The sequence below is a fragment of the Pseudarthrobacter enclensis genome, assembly GCF_030811655.1.
In the GTDB taxonomy this organism is placed as follows: Bacteria; Actinomycetota; Actinomycetes; order Actinomycetales; family Micrococcaceae; genus Arthrobacter; species Arthrobacter enclensis_A.
Genome location: NZ_JAUSRE010000002.1, coordinates 218,860 through 242,342, shown reverse-complemented (window position 1 = coordinate 242,342; position 23,483 = coordinate 218,860). Strand labels below are relative to the sequence as shown.

Annotated in this window: 24 protein-coding genes; 12 read left to right on the top strand and 12 right to left on the bottom strand. The window is 65.5% G+C overall.

All coding sequences use genetic code 11. The annotated features are described in order from the left end of the window. Positions 1-198 precede the first annotated feature (198 nt). Positions 199-2,493, top strand: a complete 2,295-nt coding sequence (gene katG, locus J2X98_RS02835; RefSeq protein WP_307304041.1) for a catalase/peroxidase HPI — start codon at positions 199-201, stop codon at positions 2,491-2,493. A gap of 61 nt (positions 2,494-2,554) precedes the next feature. Here katG and J2X98_RS02830 read toward each other — a convergent pair whose 3' ends face one another. Both J2X98_RS02830 and J2X98_RS02825 read right to left on the bottom strand, forming a co-directional pair. Further along, entirely contained in the window at positions 2,555-3,133 is a 579-nt protein-coding gene (locus J2X98_RS02830) for a sensor histidine kinase (protein ID WP_307304215.1), read from the bottom strand. Positions 3,134-3,139: 6 nt separating this feature from the next. Beyond that, positions 3,140-3,796, bottom strand: a complete 657-nt coding sequence (locus tag J2X98_RS02825; protein WP_307304039.1) for a GAF domain-containing protein — start codon at positions 3,794-3,796, stop codon at positions 3,140-3,142. A gap of 161 nt (positions 3,797-3,957) precedes the next feature. Here J2X98_RS02825 and J2X98_RS02820 point away from each other — a divergent pair, with 161 nt between their 5' ends. Continuing rightward, complete coding sequence (locus tag J2X98_RS02820; protein ID WP_141945701.1) at positions 3,958-4,260, top strand: antibiotic biosynthesis monooxygenase family protein; 303 nt, start codon at positions 3,958-3,960, stop codon at positions 4,258-4,260. 190 nt (positions 4,261-4,450) lie between these two features. Here J2X98_RS02820 and J2X98_RS02815 read toward each other — a convergent pair whose 3' ends face one another. Next, positions 4,451-6,163 (bottom strand): AMP-binding protein, encoded by a 1,713-nt coding sequence (locus tag J2X98_RS02815; RefSeq protein WP_307304037.1) that lies wholly within the window; start codon positions 6,161-6,163, stop codon positions 4,451-4,453. Between the two features lie 330 nt (positions 6,164-6,493). Between J2X98_RS02815 and J2X98_RS02810 the strand changes: the two genes are divergently transcribed. After that, positions 6,494-6,967, top strand: coding sequence for a sensor histidine kinase (locus tag J2X98_RS02810; RefSeq protein ID WP_307304035.1), 474 nt, complete (start codon positions 6,494-6,496; stop codon positions 6,965-6,967). Between the two features lie 74 nt (positions 6,968-7,041). On the opposite strand, the gene J2X98_RS02805 is transcribed toward J2X98_RS02810, so the two are convergent. Continuing rightward, positions 7,042-7,653 carry an NADPH-dependent FMN reductase gene (locus J2X98_RS02805; RefSeq protein WP_307304033.1) on the bottom strand — a complete coding sequence of 204 codons (612 nt, stop codon included), beginning with the start codon at positions 7,651-7,653 and terminating at the stop codon, positions 7,042-7,044. Between the two features lie 252 nt (positions 7,654-7,905). Here J2X98_RS02805 and J2X98_RS02800 point away from each other — a divergent pair, with 252 nt between their 5' ends. Then, positions 7,906-8,868: an SRPBCC family protein gene (locus J2X98_RS02800; protein WP_307304032.1), complete on the top strand. Its 963-nt coding sequence runs from the start codon at positions 7,906-7,908 to the stop codon at positions 8,866-8,868. Positions 8,869-8,973: 105 nt separating this feature from the next. On the opposite strand, the gene J2X98_RS02795 is transcribed toward J2X98_RS02800, so the two are convergent. Next, entirely contained in the window at positions 8,974-10,269 is a 1,296-nt protein-coding gene (locus tag J2X98_RS02795) for an MFS transporter (protein ID WP_307304030.1), read from the bottom strand. A 16-nt stretch (positions 10,270-10,285) separates the two neighbouring features. Beyond that, complete coding sequence (locus tag J2X98_RS02790; RefSeq protein ID WP_307304029.1) at positions 10,286-11,716, bottom strand: M20 family metallopeptidase; 1,431 nt, start codon at positions 11,714-11,716, stop codon at positions 10,286-10,288. A gap of 128 nt (positions 11,717-11,844) precedes the next feature. Here J2X98_RS02790 and J2X98_RS02785 point away from each other — a divergent pair, with 128 nt between their 5' ends. Beyond that, positions 11,845-12,741: a LysR family transcriptional regulator gene (locus J2X98_RS02785; protein WP_307304212.1), complete on the top strand. Its 897-nt coding sequence runs from the start codon at positions 11,845-11,847 to the stop codon at positions 12,739-12,741. Positions 12,742-12,751: 10 nt separating this feature from the next. Here J2X98_RS02785 and J2X98_RS02780 read toward each other — a convergent pair whose 3' ends face one another. Further along, complete coding sequence (locus J2X98_RS02780) at positions 12,752-13,231, bottom strand: Lrp/AsnC family transcriptional regulator (RefSeq protein ID WP_307304027.1); 480 nt, start codon at positions 13,229-13,231, stop codon at positions 12,752-12,754. Positions 13,232-13,314: 83 nt separating this feature from the next. On the opposite strand from J2X98_RS02780, the gene hisC reads away from it, so the two are divergent. The 4 genes from hisC (at position 13,315) to J2X98_RS02760 (ending at position 16,379) form a co-directional block, all read left to right on the top strand. Further along, positions 13,315-14,433, top strand: a complete 1,119-nt coding sequence (hisC, locus tag J2X98_RS02775) for a histidinol-phosphate transaminase (RefSeq protein WP_307304025.1) — start codon at positions 13,315-13,317, stop codon at positions 14,431-14,433. Beyond that, a complete protein-coding gene (locus tag J2X98_RS02770; protein WP_373460821.1) occupies positions 14,430-15,116 on the top strand; it encodes a YitT family protein in 687 nt (228 codons plus the stop codon). Before hisC ends, J2X98_RS02770 begins: the two co-directional genes overlap by 4 nt. Positions 15,117-15,186: 70 nt before the next feature. After that, complete coding sequence (locus tag J2X98_RS02765) at positions 15,187-15,828, top strand: NADPH-dependent F420 reductase (RefSeq protein ID WP_307304024.1); 642 nt, start codon at positions 15,187-15,189, stop codon at positions 15,826-15,828. A gap of 197 nt (positions 15,829-16,025) precedes the next feature. Further along, positions 16,026-16,379: a hypothetical protein gene (locus tag J2X98_RS02760; protein ID WP_307304022.1), complete on the top strand. Its 354-nt coding sequence runs from the start codon at positions 16,026-16,028 to the stop codon at positions 16,377-16,379. A gap of 41 nt (positions 16,380-16,420) precedes the next feature. On the opposite strand, the gene J2X98_RS02755 is transcribed toward J2X98_RS02760, so the two are convergent. Then, entirely contained in the window at positions 16,421-17,353 is a 933-nt protein-coding gene (locus J2X98_RS02755) for a threonine/serine dehydratase (RefSeq protein ID WP_307304021.1), read from the bottom strand. A 1-nt stretch (position 17,354) separates the two neighbouring features. Further along, positions 17,355-17,618 (bottom strand): hypothetical protein, encoded by a 264-nt coding sequence (locus J2X98_RS02750; RefSeq protein WP_307304019.1) that lies wholly within the window; start codon positions 17,616-17,618, stop codon positions 17,355-17,357. A gap of 266 nt (positions 17,619-17,884) precedes the next feature. Between J2X98_RS02750 and J2X98_RS02745 the strand changes: the two genes are divergently transcribed. Beyond that, the gene (locus tag J2X98_RS02745; protein WP_307304017.1) at positions 17,885-19,141 is read left to right on the top strand and encodes an SLC13 family permease; all 1,257 of its coding nucleotides are present in this window, start codon (positions 17,885-17,887) and stop codon (positions 19,139-19,141) included. Between the two features lie 158 nt (positions 19,142-19,299). Further along, positions 19,300-20,787 (top strand): cation:dicarboxylate symporter family transporter, encoded by a 1,488-nt coding sequence (locus J2X98_RS02740; protein ID WP_307304015.1) that lies wholly within the window; start codon positions 19,300-19,302, stop codon positions 20,785-20,787. An 89-nt stretch (positions 20,788-20,876) separates the two neighbouring features. Here J2X98_RS02740 and J2X98_RS02735 read toward each other — a convergent pair whose 3' ends face one another. Next, positions 20,877-21,761 carry a hypothetical protein gene (locus tag J2X98_RS02735; RefSeq protein ID WP_307304013.1) on the bottom strand — a complete coding sequence of 295 codons (885 nt, stop codon included), beginning with the start codon at positions 21,759-21,761 and terminating at the stop codon, positions 20,877-20,879. A 144-nt stretch (positions 21,762-21,905) separates the two neighbouring features. Here J2X98_RS02735 and J2X98_RS02730 point away from each other — a divergent pair, with 144 nt between their 5' ends. Then, positions 21,906-22,658 carry a GntR family transcriptional regulator gene (locus J2X98_RS02730; RefSeq protein WP_141945671.1) on the top strand — a complete coding sequence of 251 codons (753 nt, stop codon included), beginning with the start codon at positions 21,906-21,908 and terminating at the stop codon, positions 22,656-22,658. Positions 22,659-22,666: 8 nt separating this feature from the next. Here J2X98_RS02730 and J2X98_RS02725 read toward each other — a convergent pair whose 3' ends face one another. Together J2X98_RS02725 and J2X98_RS02720 are read right to left on the bottom strand one after the other, a co-directional pair. Continuing rightward, entirely contained in the window at positions 22,667-23,125 is a 459-nt protein-coding gene (locus tag J2X98_RS02725) for a PTS sugar transporter subunit IIA (protein WP_307304010.1), read from the bottom strand. Further along, positions 23,125-23,355: a glucose PTS transporter subunit EIIB gene (locus tag J2X98_RS02720; protein ID WP_018760887.1), complete on the bottom strand. Its 231-nt coding sequence runs from the start codon at positions 23,353-23,355 to the stop codon at positions 23,125-23,127. The genes J2X98_RS02725 and J2X98_RS02720 overlap by 1 nt, the downstream gene beginning before the upstream one ends. Positions 23,356-23,483: the final 128 nt, after the last annotated feature.

The window sequence follows — 23,483 nt, the reverse complement described above, 5'->3', positions numbered from 1 at the left end:
GGAGTGTCCACAAACGTGGTGCGAAGGTCAGTGTACGTCCGGGTACTGGGGTTTGACCGGGCGTTCTTCAGCTAATCATGCAGGTTCGCTGGAGGCGTACGGGGGTCCTGCGCTGTCGCCGGTCCATGGTCAAATAGGAGGGTTGCACCGGCTGCCCGAGTCCAACCGCGGCCTCGGCCCAACGGAAGGAATAAGCACATGACCGAACCCCAAGACCATCCCCCGGTCCCAGCCCCCGGGAGCGCGCAGGGCCTGGACCAGAAGGTTGAGGGCGGGTGCCCGGTGGCCCACGGCAGTGCCACCGCCCAAGGCAGTGAAAGTGAAAACCCTGCCATTGATACCCCGCAGCCCAAGGGCACGCGCCCCCGGACCCTCCAGGACTGGTGGCCGAACCAGCTGGACCTCTCGGTGCTGCACGCCCACGGCCAGGCCAGCAACCCGCTCGCCCCCTCCTTCAACTACCGTGAGGAATTCCAGAAGCTCGACGTCGAGGCCCTCAAGCGGGACATCACGGACGTCCTCACCACTTCCCAGGACTGGTGGCCGGCGGACTTCGGCCACTACGGCGGCCTGATGATCCGCATGAGCTGGCATGCGGCCGGCACCTACCGCGTCCATGACGGCCGTGGCGGGGCAGGCGACGGCGGCCAGCGGTTCGCGCCGCTGAACAGCTGGCCGGACAACGCCAACCTGGACAAGGCCCGGCGCCTGCTGTGGCCCGTCAAGCAGAAGTACGGCCAGAAAGTCTCCTGGGCAGACCTGCTGGTCCTCGCCGGGAACGTCGCCCTGGAGTCCATGGGCTTCAAGACCTTCGGCTTCGCCTTTGGCCGCGAGGACGTATGGGAGCCCGAAGAGATCTTCTGGGGTCCCGAGGACGCGTGGCTGGGCGACGAACGCTACGTTGGCGAAGGCCAGATGGCTGAAGACGTCGGCGCCACCGAGATGGGCCTGATCTACGTCAACCCTGAAGGCCCCAAGGGCAACCCGGACCCCGTGGCCGCTGCGGCGTTCATCCGCGAAACCTTCAAGCGGATGGCCATGAACGACGAGGAGACGTTCGCGTTGATCGCCGGCGGCCACACGTTCGGCAAAACGCACGGCGCCGGTCCGGCGGATGCACACGTAGGCCCCGAGCCGGAGGCCGCCAACCTCGAGGCGCAGGGACTGGGCTGGCTGAGCACCTACGGTTCCGGCAAGGCCGGCGACACCATCACCTCCGGCCTTGAGGTCACTTGGACGGACAAGCCGACGCAGTGGAGCAACCGCTTCCTGGAGATCCTGTTCGAGTACGAATGGGAACTGGTCAAGAGCCCCGGCGGGGCGCACCAGTGGGTTGCGAAGGACGCTCCGGAGATCATCCCGGACGCGCACGACCCCAACAAAAAGCAGCGCCCCACCATGCTCACCACGGACCTGTCGCTGCGGTTCGACCCCACCTACGAGAAGATCGGACGCCGGTTCCTGGAGAACCCGGACGAGTTCGCCCTGGCATTCGCCAAGGCCTGGTACAAGCTGCTGCACCGTGACATGGGCCCCGTTGGCCCGCACATGCTGGGCCCGTGGGTTCCGGAAGCGCAGCTGTGGCAGGATCCCGTTCCCGCCGTCGACCATGAACTGATTGACGACCAGGACATCGCGTCCCTGAAGGACAGGCTGCTTGGCTCCGGGCTGACCATCCCGCAGCTCGCGGGAACGGCCTGGGCCTCGGCTGCCACATACCGTAAGACGGACCGCCGCGGCGGCGCCAACGGTGCGCGCATCCGGCTGGAGCCGCAGCGCAGTTGGGAGGCCCACGAACCGGACCAGCTGGACACCGTCCTGCCGGTGCTGGAGCGCATCCAGGAAGAGTTCAACTCGGCACAGACCGGCGGCAAGAAGGTCTCGCTGGCGGACCTGATTGTCCTTGGCGGCGCGGCTGCCGTGGAAAAGGCAGCGGCCGACGGCGGATTCCCCGTCACAGTGCCCTTCCGCCCGGGCCGCACGGACGCCTCGCAGGAACAAACCGATGTGGAGTCCTTTGGCTACCTGCAGCCGCGCGCCGACGGGTTCCGCAACTACGTGCGCCCCGGCGTGAAGTTGCAGCCGGAGACCCTGCTGCTGGACAAGGCATACATGCTGGACCTTTCTGCACCGGAGATGACGGCGCTCGTTGGCGGCATGCGCGCCTTGGGCACCAACGTGGGCGGCTCCGACCATGGCGTGCTGACTGACAAGCCACAGGTCCTGACGAACGATTTCTTCGTCAACCTGCTCTCGCCCGGCACCAAATGGAAGGCCTCCGGGTCCGGGGAGAACGTCTACGAGATCACTGACGTTGCCACCGGTGAACTGAAGTGGACGGCCACCCCGGTGGACCTGGTCTTCGGTTCCAATTCGCAGTTGCGGGCGCTGGCCGAGGTCTATGCCAGCGAGGACGCCAGGGAGAAGTTCGTCAACGACTTCGTGGCCGCCTGGACCAAGGTCATGGAGCTGGACCGCTTCGACCTGAACTGATGCCGGTCAACTGACTGAAGGGGTCCGGACTGGCTGCACGCGCAGCCGGTCCGGGCCCCTCTTACTGTTCGGCCGGCAGACTGATCGCAGCGGTGGTGCCGCCGCCCGGCGTCTCCTTCAGAGCCAGCTCTCCACCGTGGGCTTCGACGATCCGCCGCGAGATGGCCAGGCCCAGGCCGGAGCCGTGTCCGTCGCCCTTCCGGTGCAGCCGGACCAGCGGTTCCAGCACCCGCTGCCGGTCCTGCGGGGCAATTCCCTTGCCGTTGTCCTCCACCAGCAGCGTGGGTCCCTGGTAGTTGGCGATGCCGCTGATGCGCACCTTGAGGTCCCGGTCCGGGCTCCGGTAATTCACCGCATTCGCCACCAGGTTCTGCAGCAGGGTGCGCAGCTGGCCACGGTCCACGTGGAGCGTCATGTCGTCGCTGTCCAGGACGGCGCCGGGACCGAAGGACAGGCCGAGATCTTTGGCAACCTCTGCCGCCACGGCGTGGAGGGAAACCCGCTGCCGCTGGATGCTGCCGCCCATCCGGGAGTACGTCAGGACGTCCTCAAGCATGGCGAGCATCCGGTGGCCGCTGGCGCCGATGATCTGGAGATACTCCGCTGCCGGGTGGTCCCCATCCACTTCGTCTCCGGCCATCTCCACCTAGCCCAGCATGGTGGTAAGGGGCCCGCGCAGGTCGTGGCTGACGCGGCCGGCAAACTCTGCAAGCTTCGCGTTGCTTTCCCTGACCTCAGTAAGGGCGCGCTTCAGCTGCAGGGTACGCCGCTGGAGTTCCAGGAGCTGGACTGCCTGGCGGGCCAGGATCTCCAGCATGTCCAGCTGGTCCTTCGCAGGCGTCCCCGGCGAGTTCGAAAAGACGCACAGGGACCCCAGCACAAACCCCGACGACGTCTCCAGCGGCACCGACGCGTAGAACCGGACGGAGGCGATTTCCCCGGTCACGAACGGGTTCGATGCGAGGCGGGGGTCCAGCGATGCATCCGGGACAACAGTTGTCTTCCCTGACAGGAACACCTCTGAGCACATCGAGTCTTTTCGGGCGCAGACTGCGGCTTCAAAGCCGACGGCGGCCACCTGCTGTTGCTCGTCTTCGGTGACGACATTGATCACGCCGAAGGGGACTCCGCAGAGTTTAGCGGCCAGCTGGACCAGGTTCTGGAGGGGCTCCATCGACAGCGCCACGTCAACGCCGGACTGCCGCCCCTCGCCGGCGGGAAGCGCCAAACCGTATTCCTGCAATAAGTCATCCCGGGCGGCTGAATCCCCGGGAGCTGCCGTTACCGAGTGAGTGGCCGCCACTGTTCGTCCCTTTCCAGACCGCAAAACGGGTCCTCGGGTGATGCTACAACCCGGCACCAATATCCCGGGAACCGATTCCCCCTGTCGGAGGCGAAAAGCCTGGGACCCCGCGGCGCCGGAGGGACGTCGCGAACGCACCGCTGGATTGATACTTTGGCCAAGTGATTACTGAACATGCCGTGCTACCGGTCATCCCGGGCCAGGAAGAGGAGTTCGAGGCAGCCTTCCATCAGGCCCGGACGATTATTGCTTCCATGCCCGGCTTCATATCGCTGTCTTTGTCCCGCTCAATCGAAAGCCCCAACACCTACCTGTTGTTGGTGGAGTGGGAGACGCTGGAAGACCACACCGTCGGTTTCCGCGGTTCCGCGGAATATCAGCAATGGCGGGACCTTCTCCACCGGTTCTACGAGCCCTTTCCCGAGGTTGGGCACTTCGATCCGGTCCTTCCCAGGAAACCGTGAATTGGGATTGGGAGAAGTCCCCGCGCGAGTCAGGCTCCAGCGCGGGGACTTCCAACGCTTCCTGCCGGGGAACTGACGTGGAAGCTACTAAGAAATTACCGGCCGGTAGGTAGGGGCTACACCCAAAACCAGCCTCTTGGGGCAATCTTGAGCCAACCTTGAGCAGCCGGGCCCCGTCATTTGATCGGCTTCAGTCGTCGTCGGCGCCTGCGGCTGCGTCCGGATCCTCTTCGGGCTCAAAGGTGTTGGGTGCGGCGCCATCAGAAATCCCTACGCCGTCCTTCCCGCCGGGGATCCCGCCGTCGGCGGCCCGCTGCTGCCTCAGGATGTAGCGCTGCAGCTTTCCTGACGGCGTCTTGGGCAGGTCCTGGACGAAGTGGATGCGGCGCGGGTAGGCGTGTGCGGCGAACTGCGTCTTGACCATGGCCTGGAGTTCGGCCACCAGGGCATCGCTGCCCGTGGTCCCGTCCGCCAGCACGACATAGGCTTCGAGGACTTCTCCGCGCAGTTCGTCGGGCGCGCCCACCACGGCGCTTTCCAGAACCGCCGGATGGGTGGACAAAACACTTTCCACATCGAACGGGCCAATCCGGTATCCGGCCATGATGATCACGTCGTCATCGCGGGAGGAGAAGTAGTAGTAGCCGTCCTGGTCCACCATGCCCGCGTCGCCGGTCAGGTACCACTTGCCGTCCGTGCTGAACCTTTCGGCCGTCTTCTCCGGCGCGTCCTGGTACCCCGTGAACCACATCATGGGGCTCCCCGCCACGTTGACGGCGACGCGCCCCAGTTCACCCGGCGCAGCGGGCTCGTCGGCGTTGTCCTTGAGGACCGCGCAACTCCACCCCGGCAGGGGCCGGCCCATGGAACCTGGCCTCAGCTCCGTCCGCACGTCGTCATGCCAGGCATTGATGATCATCATCCCGTGTTCGGTCTGTCCGTAGTGGTCCCGCACCGGAACGCCCAGCACCTCCCGGGCCCAGCCGATTACCTCCGGGGTCAGCGGTTCGCCGGCCGACGATGCACGGCGAAGGTGGAAAGGACCCGTCCCGGCGTCGGCTTTCGCCCGCATGGTGCGGTACACCGTCGGAGCTGCCGCGAAGTTGGTGACTGAAAAGGCCTCCAGCACCTTGAAGCTGAGTTCCGGGGAGAACCCCGGGCGCAGCAGGAGGTTCCGCCGTCCGGCCGCCATGGGCCCAAGGATCCCGTAGTACAGGCCGTACGCCCAGCCGGGGTCGGCGGCATTCCAGAAGACATCCTCTTCACTGACGTCCAGGCCCAGCCCGACGTACTGGCGGAAGGCGGCCAACGCCCTGACCGGCACCGGCACCCCCTTGGGGGCGCCTGTGGTTCCCGAAGTAAAGATCAGCACCAGGGCACCGTCACCTCCCACGGCTGCGGCTGCGATCCCGGGTTGCTGCCTGGCCAGGAGCGGCGTGAGCGCCAGGTCCGGTGGGGAGGCTTCGTCACCGGCAACCACCACAGCTGCCACGGTTTCCTGGATCTTCTCCCGCTGGTTGGCGTCAGTGATCACCACCTTGGCGCCGGACGCTGTGAGGCGGAGTTCGATGGCCGGCCACGCAAAGGCAGTGAACAGCGGCACGTGGACGGCCCCGCGCCGCCAGATGGCCAAAAGCATCACGACAAGGTCTGCCGATTTTCCCATCAGGGTGGCCACGGCGTCCCCGGGACCGACGCCAAGCTCTGCCAGGGCGGCGGCACCGCGTTCGGAGCGTTCCCGGAGCTCGCCGTAGGTAATGTCCTCCGCAGAAAGGTCGGCTTCAACCACGGTGAAGGCAACATCGCTGGGATTGTGGCTGTCGCACAGGAGCTCGGCCGCGCAGGCGTCCGGCGCACCGTAAATGGCGAGAAGGGCCTCGACGGCTGGAACCGGATGGGACATTCATTCTCCTTTGAACAACAGCACCTTGGAACACCGGCATGTGTAAACGCAGTGGAATCAACCTACTGCACTGGGATGGCCGTCACATGACGCGTCCTGCCGGCATGCGCCGACAGGTCACCCCATGGCGCCAGGCGGCCGGATGATCCGTGCCGCTGACGGACGTGGTGGGCAGCATGCGCGACGGCAGGCTCACGGCGCCGGCTGTCCCGGCATAAGGCCGTCAAGCGGAGAAATTGATGGGATCTTGAGGCAAACCTTGCCGTCCCTAGACGATGCAGGTCCACGCTGGAGCCATCGGAGAAAACCAGCTTGTGGGGGCAGGAAGTCATGGGAAGCAAGACAGCGGACAACGAAGTCACAGCCGTCGGCGGTGTGCTGACGGACCAACACCCGCTGGATTTCCATTCGTTGGGGCTCGCCGGGTGCATCGACCGGCTCACCGCGCCCCTCCGCGAGCGCGGGACCGTGGTCCGCTGGGACACCCCGCACTGGGGCATCGAGATCCCTTCGAACTCTGCATCCCTCCTGTACCAGGCCGCCCGGGAGGCGCTCAGCAACGCCTACAAGTACTCTGCCGCGCACACGCTCACCCTTCAGCTGGCGGCGGTTGACCACGGCATCCGCCTGGTAGTGTCCGACGACGGCACGGGCTTCGACAGCAACCTCGCCACTTGCGGGCGGCACCATGGGTATGGGTTGCGGCTGATGGCAGTGGCGGTGCATGAAGCGGGCGGCTCAGTCGCGGTCAGCTCGACCCCCGGCCAGGGCACCAGTGTCACGGTGACACTGCCACTGGACTGACAAAACCGGATTACCGGACTCGGATGCCCGCCGTTGCTGGGACGGCGGGCATCCATATGCCACTTGCGGGCAACCTAGCGGGAGAGCTTGGCGGAGTCCGGCTCCAGGTCACCGATGTGGCCAGGGGCGTTGGCGGCCAGGACCCGGGCCACGAACGCGGCGTACTCATCCATGTAGTGGCGCAGGAACTTGGCCGTGGACTCATCCTTCACGTCGCCGTCGGAGCCGAACACAGCGGGGTCGTACTTGACGTACGCCTCGGGGGCATTCAGCTGTGGCGCGTCGAGGAAGCTCAGGACTGCGCGCATGGAAGACTGCATGACCGCGGTGCCGATGCTGCCAGGGGACGCGCCGATGATGCCGGTGGGCTTGCGGGCAAAGGAGTTGGTTCCCCACGGACGGGAGCCCCAGTCGATGGCATTCTTCAAGGCACCGGGAATGGACCGGTTGTATTCGGGTGACACGAACAGAATCCCGTCAGCGGCCTCGATGGCGTCTTTGAGGGCGCGGCCCTCCGGCGGGAAGTCGGCGTCGTAGTCGTAGCTGTAGAGCGGGAGGTCCCTGATGGGGATCTCCGTGAATTCGAGTTCTTCGGGTGCGAGTGTGATCAGGGCCCGGGCCAGGACCCGGTTAATGGAGCCGGTGGCCAGGCTGCCCACGAAGTAGCCGATCTTGTACGTTGCCATGAGTGTTCCTTTCCAACAGCCGGCCTGCGCCGGCTGGCTGGGTTCGGTTGGAAGCGGCGGGTGGTGCTCATTGCTCCACCAGTCCAGCACACACCGGTAAGTTCCGGCCAGGGTGCCGGGACACTCCCCACCCAGCCAAAGGAACGGGCCGGGACGACTCTGGAAACATGCCGGACCAGAAGGTACATTGGTAAGCATGCTGATGATTATGACCGAGTCATCAGCTCCCGGTGACACAGCAAAGGAGACGTTATGAGCACGAAGGTGGAAAAACGCATTCTGGTGAACGTACCGGTGAGCACGGCTTATAACCAGTGGACCCAGTTCGAGGACTTCCCGCACTTCATGGGCGGCGTCAAGAGCGTGACGCAGCTCAGCGACGACCGGCTGGAGTGGGTGGCCGAAATCGGCGGCGTCCGCCGGCAGTGGGAGGCCAGGATCCTTGAGCAGGTCCCGGACCGCAAGGTTGCCTGGGCAGCAACGGAAGGCGCCACCAACGCGGGCGCCGTGGAGTTCGAGGACGTGGGCGGCGGTCAGACCTCCCTGCAGCTGACGCTCGAATACGAGCCCGAAGGACTGATCGAGAAGGTGGGCGACAAGCTCAATGTGGTTGACCGGCAGGCCGAAGCCGACCTGCAGCGGTTCAAGGAATTCATTGAGGACGAGGGCTATGCCAGCGGCGCCTGGCGCGGTGCAGTCAACCCCGGCACCACGGTTGGCACCCCGGGCGTTGAGCATGCAGGCGCTTCCCGTGGCGATTCCGGCAAGGCCGGCGTTTCCGGGAAGGTAGCTGCCGGTGTGGGCATTGCAGCGGCTGCGGGTGCAGCGGCGGCAATGGCGTCCGGTGGCAACAAGGACAAAACCGGGACAGCAGACGTGACGGTTGCGGACACCACTCCGGCGGTTCGGGCGGAACCTGTGGTTCCAGCAGAGCCACTCACCACTGGCTCCACTGCGGGCGCAGCGGACGCGGGCACGGTGCCTGCAGCGGGCACGGGCACGACGGCGGCAGCCGGGTCCACCGGTTCAGTCGCCGATCTGGGTGATGACAGGATCGGTCACGCCTTCGACCAGACCAACGGCCTGGTGGACACCACAGGCGAGTCCGACGACACCGTGGCGGGCGAAAACTTGAGCGCCGGCGAACGGCGTGAAGACGACCGCAATACCGACGGCGGCCTCCCGCCTGTGGGCGGCAACCTCGGCGGCCACTAAGCACCAATCAGGAACCAAGCGCCTGAACCATAAGCAAAGCGCCGGCCGCCTTCCCCCAAGGTGGCCGGCGCTTTGCTGTCCGGGGCAGCAAGGGCACCGGTTGGGCTACCGGATGCCGCGCAGCTTCACGCCCGCGGCGAGGGCTGCCAGGCTGATGACTGCGATGACCGCAAGGTAGTAACCGGGCGCCACGGCCTGGCCGGTCTGCTGCACCAGGTAGGCGGCGATCATGGGGGTAAACCCGCCGAAGGCAACCACCGCGGTGTTGTAGCTGAAGGACAGACCGGTGGCGCGGGCGCGGGGATCGAAGGAATCGGACATGACGGAGGGCAGCGCCCCGAAGTAGGCCGCCTTGAGCAGCCCCAGGACGGCCATCACCAGGGCAAGCACCAGGAACGAGTGGGCGCTGATCACCCACAGGAACAACGGGACCACCGCGACCAGCAGCACGATCACGGTGGGCACCATGATGGCCATCCGGCCGAACTTGTCGGAAAGGTGGCCCACCACCGGAGTCCCAAATGTCAGGATGACCCCGGTAATGATCAGCGACGTGAAGGAGATGCCCGGCTCGAGTCCGAGTTGCTTGATGGCGAAGGTGGGCATGTACTGCAGGATGAAGTTCAGTGCGGTGGAAACGGCAAGGGCGCCGGCGGCGATCAGCATTCCCGCCTTCTGGGTGGCGAACACCTCGCGGATGGGGGAATGCCTGGCGTCCCCCGGCTTATCCGGCAGCGGGACCTCCTTCATCTCCTTGCGGATCAGGAACCCGGCCGGACCCACCAGCAGCCCGAACAGGAATGGAATGCGCCAGCCCCAGTCAGTCATCTGGGCGTCAGTGAGGACCGTGGTGAGGATGGCCACGAGGATCGCCGCGAGCAGGCTGCCCAGGCCCTGGCTGGCGAACTGGAAACTGCCCAGGAACCCTTTCCGCTTGTCGTTTTGGGCAATGAGGTAGGCGGTGGCAGCGCCGAACTCGCCGCCGGCCGAAAAGCCCTGGATGAGGCGTGCCAGGACAATTCCGAGCGGGGCCATGATTCCGATGCTGTCGTAGCCCGGCATGAAGGCCAAGAGCGCGGTGCCCAGGACCATGAGCCGGATGGTGACGGTGAGGCCCTTCTTCAGCCCGTTCCGGTCAGCGTACGAGCCCAGGATCAGCCCTCCGAGTGGCCGGATGAGGTAGGAGACGCCAAACACGGCAAAGGCCTGGATAAGTTCGACGCCCGGATCGTGGTTTGGAAAGAAGTTCCGGCCGATGTAGATGGCCAGGAGCGCGTAAATGGCGACATCGAACCATTCGAGGGCGTTGCCGATGGTGGCGGCGACGATTCCCCGGGCAGCGGACTGCGCGCCTTCAGCACGGCCGGGAGCGGACTGGTGTTCTTGCTGCGGAATGGTCATGGGGACTCCAAGGGGATCAGGAAGCAGAGCTTGTGGATGCAGCGGCGCCGGCAAGGCCGCCGGCCGTTGGTGTCGCGGTGGTGGCGAGGTCGAAGAAGAGGCCAGCCGCGATCTGGAGCCCCTCCCGCGCCACCGATGTGAGGAGGTGTTCATCCGGGGCGTGCTGCTGGCACCCGGGATGGGAATGCGGAACCCACAAGGTAGGCAGGTTGAGGACTTCGGCGAAGACAAAGCTCGGCAATGAACCGCCAATGTTCGGCAGCAGCACCGGCGTCCTGCCCGTGGTGGCTTTCAGGGAGGCCAGGGCCCATGCAACCCAGGGGCTGCCGGGATCCAGCCGGCTGGCGGGGAAGGATTGGCCCACTTCAACATCCACCATGCCAAACCCGGCCGTGTCGAGGTGGCGGCGGACGGCAGGCTCCACTCTTGCAGTGTCTGTTCCCGGGACGAACCGGAGTTGGAGGCTGGCACTGGCCGAGCCGGGAATGGCATTGACTGGCTTGGCGGGGTTCCCAGCACCCAGGGCGAGGACCTCCAGGGTGTTCCAGGCGTACAGCCGCTCGGCGGGGCTTAGGGAACTGTCACCCCACGTGGGGTCGGAGGCGGGATCACCCGCGTTGGGGACCATGTCGATGACTTCCAGCGCGGCGGCAACGGTATCCGGGATTCCAGCGGGCAGCAGCTCCGGGAGCCTGATGATTCCATGGCCATCCACCAGGGAGGCCACGGCCGCGGCCACCGTGGTGGCCGGATTGCGCAGGAGCCCGCCCCAGTTTCCGGAGTGGTAGGAACTGCTGCGGAGGTCTGCCGTGAGATGAAGGGTGATTCCGCCGCGGGCCCCCAGGAACACGGTGGGACTGTCCGCGGCCAGGCGGGGTCCGTCTGAACCGATGAAGACGTCCGCCTGCAGGGAATCATGGTGCTCCCGCGCAAAATCCGCCAGGTCGGGGGACCCGATCTCCTCTGCGCCCTCCAATAGGAACACCAGGTTGAAGCCCAGGTTTCCGCGCTGTTCCAGGAGCAGCCGGAGCGCCACCATGTTGATCCAGTGCTGGCCCTTGTTGTCGGCAGAACCACGGCCGTACCAGCGGTCCCCCTCGTCGCTCAACGTCCAGGGGTCCCTGCCCCTGGACCAGGCAGCAGCCTGGCCGTCCACCACGTCCGCGTGTCCATAGCAAAGAACCGTTGGCAGCTCAGGCCCCTCCTGCCGGGTGGCCACCAGGAAGGAATTGTTGCCGCCCCGCCAGGAGTCGAACCGCTCTACCGAGCAGCCCAGGGAAGCAAACGCCGGCTCGATCACCTCATCAAGGTATGACTTCAGTGCAACGCGGCCCTCCGGCGTCGAGCTTTCGGAAGGGTAGGACACAATCCTTTCGAGGTCCGCCTTGAAGCGGCCGGAGTCCACGTAATCTCCTGCCGCCGCCGTCAACTGCTCGCGTTGGTGCATTGAATCCCGCCCTTTCCCGTTGAAACGTGAGTTCAAAACTAGGGCCAGCGCGACAAAACGACCAGTATCATTTTGTTGACAAGCTTTGACTTCAGTGCAAACCAGTGGGAGGAGGCCCTGTGGTGAACATGCTCACTCCGGCGCTGCTGTACTTCCACGCTGTCGCGCAGGAGGGCACCCTCACCGAGGCGGCGGAGAAGCTTCACGTCTCGGCGTCCGCCATCAGCAGGCAGATCAACAAACTTGAGTCCTCGCTGGGTACGCCATTGTTCAACCGGCACGCGCGCGGAGTGGAGCTGACCGAAGCCGGCAGGCTCCTGCTCGCGTATGTGCGCCGGGCCGAGGCGGAAGGAGCCGCGGTCCGCGAGGAACTGCTGGTGTCCATGCAGCGGAAGACCCGGACGCTTCGCGTGGCCTGCGCCGAAGGGTTCGCACGGGTCTGGGTTCCTGCAGCCATCGCCAACTTCAGCCGGCAGCATGACGACGTGGAATTCCACCTGGACGTGGTGTCCTCTTCCGAGGGAACCAGGCGGGTTGCCGAGGGCGAGGCGGACGTCGCCGCAGTGTTTTCATTGGGCCCCCAGTCCAGGGTGACTGTGGAACACCCCATGCCCACCCCCGTCGCCTTCGCCCTGGTGGCACCGGGCCATCCGCTGGCCGCCCAGCCCCGCGCCACCCTGCAGGACCTGTGCCGCTACAAACTGGCCATCACAGCCCCGGGCTCCAGCCAGCGCGAGCTCCTGGACCTGGCCATGCAGATTGAAGGCCTTACTCCGTCCATCACCCTGCAAAGCGACCACATCAACCCGGTGATCCAGTTCGCCCGCTCGGGCGTGGGGGTTTCCCTGGTCAGCGGACTTTCCCTGGACCGCCGGGACCGCGAGGACCTGGTGGCCGTCAACATCGACCACCCGGTGCTGCGCCAGCGGCAGGGCCAGGTCCAGACCATGACCGGCCGCACCCAGCCTGCCATCCTTACCGCCTTCGTGGACGCCCTCATCGACGCCTTGGAATTGTTCGCCTGAACAGCACCCGCTACTTGCGCGTCGCCGCCTGGAGCAGCGGCAGAGTGCGGGTGGGCATCACTTCCACCAGGGACATGGCGGTGCTGGTACGGACGACGCCGTCAATCGCCAGCATTGCGTTGGTGACGCGGTGGAGGTCGGCTGGGTCCTTGGCGGCCACCTTGGCGAGCAGGTCGGCATCTCCTGTGGTGGCGTGCATCTCGATGATCTCCGGGATGTTCTGCAGCGCGGCAACGGCCTTGTCGCTGACCGACTGGCTGATGGAAATCGAGATGAAGGCGATGAGGGGCAGGCCCAGCGCCTCCGTCCGCACGCGCTGGCTGAAGGGAGCAAGGCTGCCATCGTTGGCCAGGCGGCGGAGCCGGGCGTGGACGGTATTGCGGGCAACTCCCAGCGTCCTCGAGAGGGACAGCACCGTTGCCTGCGGGTCCCGGTCGAGTGTGAGGAGGATCTCTGCGTCAAGAGCATCAATGAGGTGCATAGTGAGCATTTTGCCACTATCGATGCTTCAGGGAAGCGGATCTGTCCTGCCGGATACGGCTCTGTTGCGCAGGTGTCCTGCACCCCCGCACCATGCTGTCCATGACAAGCACCCTTCCGGAAGCCGCGGCCCCCGAGGTCCGCGCCGCCGTCGCCCAACTCCCTGCTTACGTGGCCGGCAAGAGCGCCCAGTCTGACCTGACGGCAGCCCTTGCCTCGAACGAAAACCACTTTCCGCCCCTGCCCTCGGTCCTTGAAGCGATGTCTGCCCAGGCGGGCCGGATCCACCGGTACCCCAGCATGGGCGCGGTGGAGGCCCGGGATGCCATTGCCCGCCACTTCGATCTCACTGCCGACGAAGTAGCCTGCGGGCCGGGAAGCTCGGGCGTGCTGCAGCAGATCATTTCCGCCGTCTGCGGGCACGGTGACGAAGTGGTGTACGCCTGGCGGTCCTTCGAGGCCTACCCCATCCTGGTGGCCGTGGCGGGTGCCGTGTCCGTCCCCGTGCCGCTGCTGGCCACCGAGCACCACGACCTGGACGCCATGGCAGCAGCCATCACCGACCGGACCCGCTTGGTAATCCTCTGCTCGCCCAACAACCCCACGGGCGTGTCCATCAGCCCCGAGGCCCTGGAGGAGTTTCTCCGCTCGGTGCCGCCGCGGGTGCTGGTGGTGCTGGACGAGGCCTACATCGAGTTCCAGCGCGGCCGCGGCGTCGACTCCATGGACTTCTACCGCCGGTACCCCAACCTCTGCATCCTGAGGACCTTCTCCAAGGCGTACGGGCTGGCGGGGCTGCGGATCGGCTACGCCATCGCGCACCCCGATATTGCCGAAGGCCTGCGCCGGACCGCCGTCCCCTTCGGCGTGAACCGGATGGCCCAGGCCGCCGCGGTCGCTTCGCTGGCGGCCGGTGAGGAAATCCTCGAGCGGACCGAGACGGTGGCCCGGGAACGCCGCCGGGTTATCCAGGCCCTCCGCGGCTACGGCTGGGACACCCCGGACAGCCAGGCCAACTTCTACTGGATCCGGGCCTCCGACGAGCTGCGCGTGCAACTCCTGGACGCACTGTCCGGGGCCGACATCCTGGCGCGCGGCTATGCCGTGGACGGCGTCCGCATCACCCTCGCCGACGCCACCACCAACGATCGGGTCCTTGCCGTCCTGGCCGACCGCGGCCGGTTCGTGCCGGAAGGGGGTGCAGCCGAGTGAGCACCTCCACGGAAGCTCCCTACGTTTCCACTGCTGCGCCGGCCGCGCACGTGGAAGAGCCGACGGCGGGACCTTCCGCGCCGCCGTCGGCAGCCCGCCATTCCGTGGTTGAGGACGTCCTGGGCATCCTCACCGGCACCTTCGCGGCGTCGCTGGGGCTGTTCCTGCTCAAGTCGAGCGGAGCGGTGACGGGCGGGACAGCCGGACTCGCGCTGCTGCTCAGCTATTCCGTGGCACTTCCGTTCGGCGTCATCTTTTTCGCAGTGAACCTCCCGTTCTTCGGCCTGGCGGTCTGGAAGAAGGGCTGGAACTTCGCCCTCCGCACGGGCGGTGCCATCGCCCTTGTCTCGCTGATGGCCAGCCTGCACCCGGCTGCTCTGGGGTCGCTGCACCTTAACCCCGTCTACGGCGTGCTCGGCGGAAACCTGCTGGCCGGCGTCGGACTCCTGATCCTGTTCCGGCACAAATCCAGCCTGGGCGGTTTCAACATCCTGGCCCTGCTGCTGCAGGAGAAACTGGGGTGGCGGGCAGGATATGTGCAGATGGTGCTGGACGTGGCCATTGTCCTGGCATCACTCGTCCTCGTGTCTCCGTTGATGGTTTTGCTGTCCGCTGCCGGCGCCACCCTCCTGAACCTGGTCCTCGCCCTGAACCACCGGCCGGGCCGCTACCTGGGAAGGTAGGCACGCATCCTGCCTTTTATTCCCCGCAGCCGCGTGAAATATCTGTGCAGGGGCGGGTGTTGCCGCCCGTATGACAACAATCGGAATCATTGGCGCAGGACGTATTGGAAGCCAGGTTGCACGGAAGGCGGTGCAGTTGGGCTACGACGTGGTCATCAGCAACTCACGCGGCCCCGAGACCCTCCAGGACCTGGTGGCAGAGCTTGGCCCGACGGCCCGGGCAGCAACGGCAGCCGAGGCAGCAACTGCCGGCGACTTCGCCGTGGTCACGGTGCCGCTGAAGAACTACAAGGACGTCCCCGTGGAGCCACTGGCAGGCAAGGTTGTGATCGACACGAACAACTACTACTGGGAACGGGACGGCAGGATCCCCGCCCTCGACAATGGCGAAACCACCACCTCCGGGATGCTGCAGGAACACCTTCCGCAGTCAAAGGTAGCCAAGGGCTTCAACCACATCATGGCCAAGGACATCACCACTGACGGGGAGCCCGCCGGCACGGAAGGCCGCCGTGCCCTGGCCACCGCCAGCGACTACCCGGAAGCCGCCGAACTGGTCACCCGCCTCTACGACGAATTCGGCTTCGACACGGTCAACGTCGGCCCGCTCTCGGAGAGCTGGCGTGTGGAACGGGACCGCCCTGCCTATGTGGCCCGGCAAACCGCCGCGCAGCTGAAGGACAACCTGGCCAAGGCACAGCGGACCATCTAACGCGGCGTACCGTCCAGTACCCCGCCATACCCAAGGGGGACATCCCGCGGAACCGGCCGGCAGTTCATAACTGCCGGCCGGTTCCGTGTTACGGGACTGCTTCCAGGCGTTACTTTCAGGCAGGTGGAGGACCTGCGAAGGCATGGGGGTAGCCAATCTGCTTACAATCGAAACCTCTGACCACTACCGAGGGACCCATGAAGAAATTCGCCACAGCCCTGTTTGCCGCCGGCCTCGTTGCCTCTGCCACGGCCTGCACAGCCACACACCAACTGACCACCGCCGAAACGTGCGAGCGGATCCAGGCCGTCGTGTCGAACCCCGCCAACAACGCCGGCAAGACGGGCATGAACAACCTCGCCAACCAGATCCGGCCCATCCACGCGGTGGCCTCGGACGACCTCAAGCCCGCCCTTGCCCAGATCCTGGCGTACACGGACGAGCAGGCCAAGGAAAACCCGGACAAGGACAAGCTGGCCGATCTCCAGTCCGGCTACCAGCAAGCCGGCAGCACCTACACCAAGTTCTGCGGCCAGGCCGGCGGCCAGTAGTCAGCTGATCCAGCCCGGGCGTCCTGTTCGCCCGGGCTGCGTCAAAGCGTGGCCGGGTCCGTATTGGCACCGCAGAGGATGACGGCAACCCGCTCGGCCCCTGAGGGTACGTAAGCTCCGGCGGTCAACGCAGCGTAGGCCGCCGCAGCGCCGTGCTCCACCACTATCCTGTAGTCGTTCCAGAGTGCCGAGCGTGCCGCAATGATGTCCGCGTCGCTGACCAGGACGCTTTCGACGCCGCAGCGGACCGCGACCGCGAAGCCGATGTCGCCGACGCGGCGGGCACCCAGGGAGTCTGCGGCGACGCCGGACACGGCCACATCCACGGGTTTCCCGGCTGCGAGGGCGGCATGCAGGGTAGGTGCCGTTGCAGGTTCCACGGCCACCACTTTTGCTGATCCTTCGACGCCGGCAGCCACTCCCGCCATCAGGCCGCCTCCACCCACGGCCACCAGGACGGTATCCACGTCCGGCACCTGTTCCAGCAGCTCGATGCCGACGGTTCCGGCGCCGGCGGCGATTTCCGGCTGGTCATAGGCGTGGCAGTAGACGGCGCCGGTTTCTTCTGCATGAGCCACCGCGGCCTCGTAGGCTGCCGCATATTCCGCCCCGCCCTGGACCACCGTGGCGCCGATGGCCTTCAGTTTGGCCACTTTGACGGCAGGCGCGGCCTGGGGGACGAACACGGTAGCGGGCACGCCAAGCTGCCTGGCCGCATACGCGTTGGCCAGCCCGGCGTTACCGCCGGACGCCACCACTATGCCGACCCCTGCCTGCAGTTCCCCGCGTTCCTTACTGGCGAGGATGCGGTTCAGGGCGCCCCGGGCCTTGAAGGTCCCGGTGTGCTGCATGAACTCGCATTTGAACCATACGGAGCCGGGGAAGACATCCGTGTCCGCCGCCATGACGGGCGTCCTGCGGATGAGGCCTGCTGTGCGGCGCGCCGCCTGGTCAATATCAGCCCGGATGATCATCTCAGACTTCGTCGTCCCAGGTGCCTGGTTCCTCCAGCGCCTCTTCCGGCTTGGGTTCCGCGGCCGCTTCTTCGCCTCCCACGTATGACGCCGGCACGGTTCCGGCCGCATGGGCCTGCTGTTCCTCACGGATGTTCGCTACGCCGGGCTGTTCCGGATGCTGGCCCGACTGGGGCGCCTTAACGGCCTGGTCCTTGGCCTCGTCGGGGTCGCCGGGTCCCCGGAGGTCTGTGGTGTTCTGGGGATCGTCGCTGGAAACCGTCATGGTCCTGCCTTTCACCTGGGACTGTTGGGCCGGGCCAGGGAAGCTCCTGCCCGGCCTCCAGCCTAAGGGCTTTCCCGGACCCGGCCATGAAAACCACGGACAGTTTTGTTTTCCGGCGCCCCGGAAACTCCGGAGGGCGCACGCGCACACTTCCACCCGGCGTCGTATCCTGCTTGGACGGTGGCCGGCGTGGCCATCCCGGGTGTACTTGCCCTCGTTCTCCGCGGCGTGTTCAACCAGGCGGCCGCCCGGGCCCGGAGCCAACCATGACCGTCGTGCAGATCGTCCCGCTGGTAATCCTGGTGGCGATGTTCGTCATCGCCACCAGGTGGCCCCTCAACATCGGCCTGATGGCGCTGGTTGCCTCCTTCGGCGTCGGCTACTTCATGTTGGGGATGTCCGACCAGCAGATATTGGAAGAGTTTCCGGCCAGCATTGTGCTGACCATCATCGGCGTAACCTACTTCTTCAGCATGGCGCAGCGGAACGGCACCATCGACATCCTGGTCAAGGCCTGCGTGCGAATGGTCCGCGGAAGGACGCTGCTGCTGCCTTGGGTGTTCTTCCTGGCCGCTGCAGCCCTGACCTCGCTGGGCACGTTTTCCCCTGCCGCGATCGCGCTGCTGGCTCCCGCAGCCCTTGGGTTCGCGTACGAATCCCGCCTCCACCCCGTGGCCACGGGCGCGTTCATTATCAACGGTGCCCACGCCGGCGGTTTCTCCCCGCTCTCGGTCGCGGGGGTGCTGGTCCATGACATCGCCCTGCGGAACCATTTCCCCATCTCCCAGGGCGGCCTGTTCGCCGCAAGCTTCGCCCTGAACCTGATCCTCTCGGTGCTGACCATCATCCTGTTCGCCCTCACCGGCAGGCTCCGGGACAGAACCGGCGGCCAGCACGCGCACATCGGTACGCCGGCCACCGAACGGCCCCATGGTGAGCAGGTCCTGACGCTGGCACTGATCGCCGCGATGCTCGTGTGCACCCTCGGCTTCCACATGCCCATCGGATTCGTGGCCCTCTCCGCCGGCCTCCTGCTCGCCTTCATCAACATCAAGGAACACAGGACCTTCATCAGCGGCATCTCCTGGTCCACGGTCCTGCTGGTGGCCGGCATGATCACCTACGTCTCCCTGCTGCAGCACCTAGGGGTCATCGACACCCTGGCCAAGCAGGCCCTGGCCCTGGGTGCTCCGCTGCTGATCGCGCTGGTCCTCTGCTACGTCATCGGCGTTGGCTCGGCCTTCGCTTCCTCCACCGCGCTGCTGACAGCGTTCATCCCCATGGCCGGTCCCCTGCTCGCCACGAGCTCGCTCAGCGCCTCCGGAACCGTGGCCGCGCTGTCGATCGCGGCCACCGTCGTCGACGTCTCCCCTTTCTCCACGGACGGCGCCCTGGTGGTGGCCAACGCCCGCGAGGACGACAGGCAGCGGGTTTACCGGCAACTGATGTTCTACGCGGGGGGCGTGGTAGTGATCGCTCCTGCACTTGCCTGGGCGCTGCTGGTGCCGACCGGCATCATGTAGGGCTGGACGCCTGGGAGCCACTGGAGCGGGCGGTCACAAAGCGCGATTTACGTTCCATAATGCGGAAATCAGTTTTCCTCTTGCGGAATAAGTGTGACGAGGATTACTTTGGAAACAGCCCCGCAAACGGGTTGTTCCCAATTGATAGGCAAAGGTCAATGAAGATCCCAAACCCTGAGGCACTGAAGGCGAGTTCGGTGCCCGCGAAGAGGAAGCCACTGTACAAGTCGCTCTTCTTCCAGATTCTGATCGCCGTCGTGGCAGGTGTACTCATCGGGCATTTCTGGCCCGACCTCGGTTCCCAACTGAGGCCGCTTGGAGATGGCTTCATCAAACTCATCAAGATGATCATCGCGCCGCTGATCTTCCTGGTGATTGTTACCGGAATTTCGGCCGTAGGCGACGTCAAGGCGGTTGGAAGGGTTGGGGTCAAGGCCCTGCTCTACTTCACGGCAGCCACGCTGTTCGCCCTGGTCTTTGGACTGATCGTCGGAAACATCATCCAGCCGGGCGCCGGGCTGAACATCGACCCCTCAACACTGTCCCAGGCGGACCTGGACGCAAAGACCGGCACGGCGCCGCCCAAGGATGCCGCTTCATTCATCCTTGACATCATTCCAGCCAGCGTCATCGGCGCATTTGCCAGCAACAGCCTCCTGCAGGTCCTGTTCTTCTCCGTCTTCTTCGGCGCTGCAATCGTCGTCATCGGCCGGGAGAAATGCCTGCCGGTCATCAACGTCATGGAAACGGTCCTGGAACTGATCTTCAAGATCATGGCCTGGATCATGAAGGTGGCACCGCTTGGTGCGTTCGGAGCCATGGCGTTCATCATCGGCCAGTACGGGCTGGATACCCTGAGCACCTATGCGGTCCTGATCGCGGCCTGCTACGGCGCCGCAGTGATCTTCATCGGCCTGCTCTTCGTTGTGGCGTGGAGTTTTGCGCGGGTGCCGCTCTGGCAGTTCCTGAAGTACACCCGCGAGGAATTCCTCCTGGCCCTGGGCACGGCATCCACCGAAGCAGTAATGCCCAGGATCATGACCAAACTGACCAACGCCGGCTGCTCCCGCGCCACCACGGGCCTGGTGGTTCCCACCGGTTACTCCTTCAACCTGGACGGCGCAGCGATCTATCTTTCGATCTCGCTGCTCTTCCTGGCCCAGGCTTTTGGCCACCACCTTGACCTCGGCCAGCAGCTGGCAGCACTTGGGGTGCTGCTTCTGACATCCAAGGGCATGGCAGGCGTCCCGGGCTCGTCATTCCTAGCCCTCTCGGCAACCGCCGCAGCGCTCGGCATCTTCCCGGTGGCCGGCGTCGCGCTCCTCCTGGGCGCAGACCGGCTCATGGACTCAATGCGCGTGGTGGTCAACCTGCTGGGCAACTGCGTCGCCACGTTTGTTGTGTCCAAATGGGAAGGCCAGTTCGACCGCAGCGTCATGGTGCGGGCCTTCAGGGGCGAGATCACCAACCATGACTCCGCAATCCTCCTCGGCAAGGAGGAGGATTTCGAGGGGCAGGAACTGCAGCGCCTCACGGAAGGACAGGAGCCCTCACCCAAGTTCCGCGGCGCACCCACCCGCGAAGTGGTTTCCGAACTTCCCGTGAACACCGGCCCCGGCGTCCGCCTGGGCGGCAAAGCGAAGTAGACGATCACAGAGAAAAGGGTGCCGCCCGGGACTTCACATCCCGGGCGGCACCCTTCTTCTTTGCCGTGCTGCTTTTTGCCGTGCCGCGGCTACCGCGAGGATGTCGGGGAGGCCGATGACGACATGTCGCTGCCCGAGGACATCGTCGCCGAAGAGGTGGAAGACGAGGTGGGCGAGGCAGTGGAGGACGCCGAGCTGCCCGGCGAGGACATGCCTGCCGAACCGGACGAACCGGTGGAGCTGGGGCTTGAGGTTGCCCCGCCCTCAGCCTTCTTCAGGACATCGTTGATGAGGCCCTCAAGCTCCTTCTGGTCCTTGTCACCCAGGTCCTTGCCGCTCTTGGTGGCAACCACCAGCAGGCGTCCCTGGGCCGCGGAAACCTGCATCAGTTTCTGCTGGTTATCGCCGCTGCGGGTGCTGACGGTGGCGAACGTCTTGTCAGCGTCGGTCTTCGCCTGGAGTTCCTGGCTGGAGACGTCGTACTTCTGTCCCAGCGCGGACACGGAGAACTTGGCACACTGGTCCATCTTGCCGCTGATGTCATTCAGGGTCTTGACGGCATCCGGACCGTCGCTGCCGGACTGAGCGGACAGCGTGCGCGGCTGGTTACCTTCAGAAAGCGCGACGGCGACATTACCGTTCTCCACCTTGTCCAGCAGGCCGGCGGTTGCGATGTCCTTGCAGTCCTTGGGATCGATGGTGGCCGTGCTCATGAGCAGGTTGGCAATGTTGCCGCCCTGGGCAACCTGGTCCTTGGAGTACAGCTTGAGCTCATTGCCGTCGTCGTCCTTCATGCCGGAGATGAGGTTGCGCAACTCATCCTCGGAATACACCTTGGCTTCGGCAGTCGCACTGGCAGAGGCGGATGCGGTGGCGGTGCCCGACGGGCTGGCAGTACCACCGCCTCCTCCCGAGCAGCCGGCCAGCGCCAGCATCGCCGCAGCTACAACTCCAAGCGCAGAAACTTTTCGCATCAGGTCACCCTCCAAATAGACAGCATGCTTAGTACCTGTATTCTCAGAGGTTCCCACTGAGAACGCAAAATAACCGCTGGTTTGGTGTGGAATAATCCGAGGAAGTGGTCCTAACCGGACCGCTCCAGAATGAGGAGGGGCTGGATGTCGGCCACACCAGGCAGCACCGCACAGGTGGCCAACGCGGCCATCAACAATTCGCAGGTGCCCAAGCATGAGCAGCTCCGGCTCATTATCCTCAAGCTTGCCAAGGAGGAACTGGAGCCCGGCGCCCGGCTGCCCAGCGAGCGCTCCCTCATGGATTCGTACGGGGTCAGCCGCATCACCGTGCGCGCCGCGATCGGCCGCCTGGTCAACGAAGGTCACCTGGTGCGGGTTCCGGCCAAGGGCACATTCGTGGCGGACTCACCCGTCCAGTCCACGCTGCACCTGGCCTCGTTCACGCAGGAGATGGAAGCGATGGGCCACGTTCCCAGCACGGTGGTGCTGGTGGCCGAACAAGTCACAGCGCCGGAAGACACTGCAAACGCACTGAGCCTCGCTCCGGGCGCGGAGGCATTCCACCTCAAGCGGCTCCGCCTGGCGGACGGCCGGCCGGTGAGCGTGGACGACGCCTGGTACAACCCCCAGCACGCGCCCGGACTGCTGGGCATCGACCTCACCGGCTCGGTGTACAAGGCCCTGGCTGCGCAATTCGGGCACCAGATTGACAGGGCACGCCAGAGCGTGCGCTCCGAGGGCGCCCCGGCCGATGTCGGGGCGCTCCTCGGGACGGGAACGGGCGCGCCGGTGCTTGCGTTTGACAGGGTGTCCTATTCGGGCACCCTGGCCATCGAGCATTCGCGCTCCTGGTACCGATCGGACCGCTACTCCCTCACCATGGAAGTCCGCCTCTAGAAGGCGCTTCAGTGGAGCGTAAACAGCAGTTCGCCCGCGGTTACGGCGCCGCCATCCACAACGTTTGCGGTGTCCGGCTTGGTGTCCAGTACGACGACGGGACTCACCATCGAGTAGCCCGCGGCCAGGGCTGCGGTGGGATCCACGTGCATGACCGGCTCGCCGGCCTGGACCACGTCCCCTTGGGCCACCAGCACCTTGAAGCCTTCACCCTTGAGCTTCACCGTGTCGATGCCCACGTGCGTCAGGACACCGAGGCCTGACGCCTCAACCACCACGAAGGCGTGCGGCAGCATCTTGACCACTTTCCCCGCGACGGGGGAAACGACGTCGAACGCCACCCCGGCGGGCGGTTCCACCGCCGCGCCGGACCCCACCATCTGGCCAGCGAAGACAGGGTCCGGCACGTCGGCCAGCTGAATGACCGCGCCGCCGATCGGGGCATGGACGCGCAAGGATCCCGCCACTAGAGGAGGTCCTCGATGTCTTCGGCCAGCGTGTCCGCCTCGGGGCCCACAATGACCTGCACAGCGGTGCCGGCGGCCAGGACGCCGTGGGCTCCCGCAGCCTTGAGCGAGGCCTCGTTCACCAGCGAGGAGTCCTTCACCTCGGTGCGCAGCCGCGTGATGCACGCTTCCACTTCCACGATGTTGCCGGCTCCGCCCAGGCCTTCAATTATTTTTTCTGCTTTGGACATGGCTGCCCTTTCTGACGGTGCCCCGCGCGGAGCACATCCTCCAACCCTGGGCCGGCGGCCCTGGTACGACCAATGATGGCTTCTTTCGCCACGGGCGGCCCGTCGTGGAGGGAATCTTCCTTCCTTGA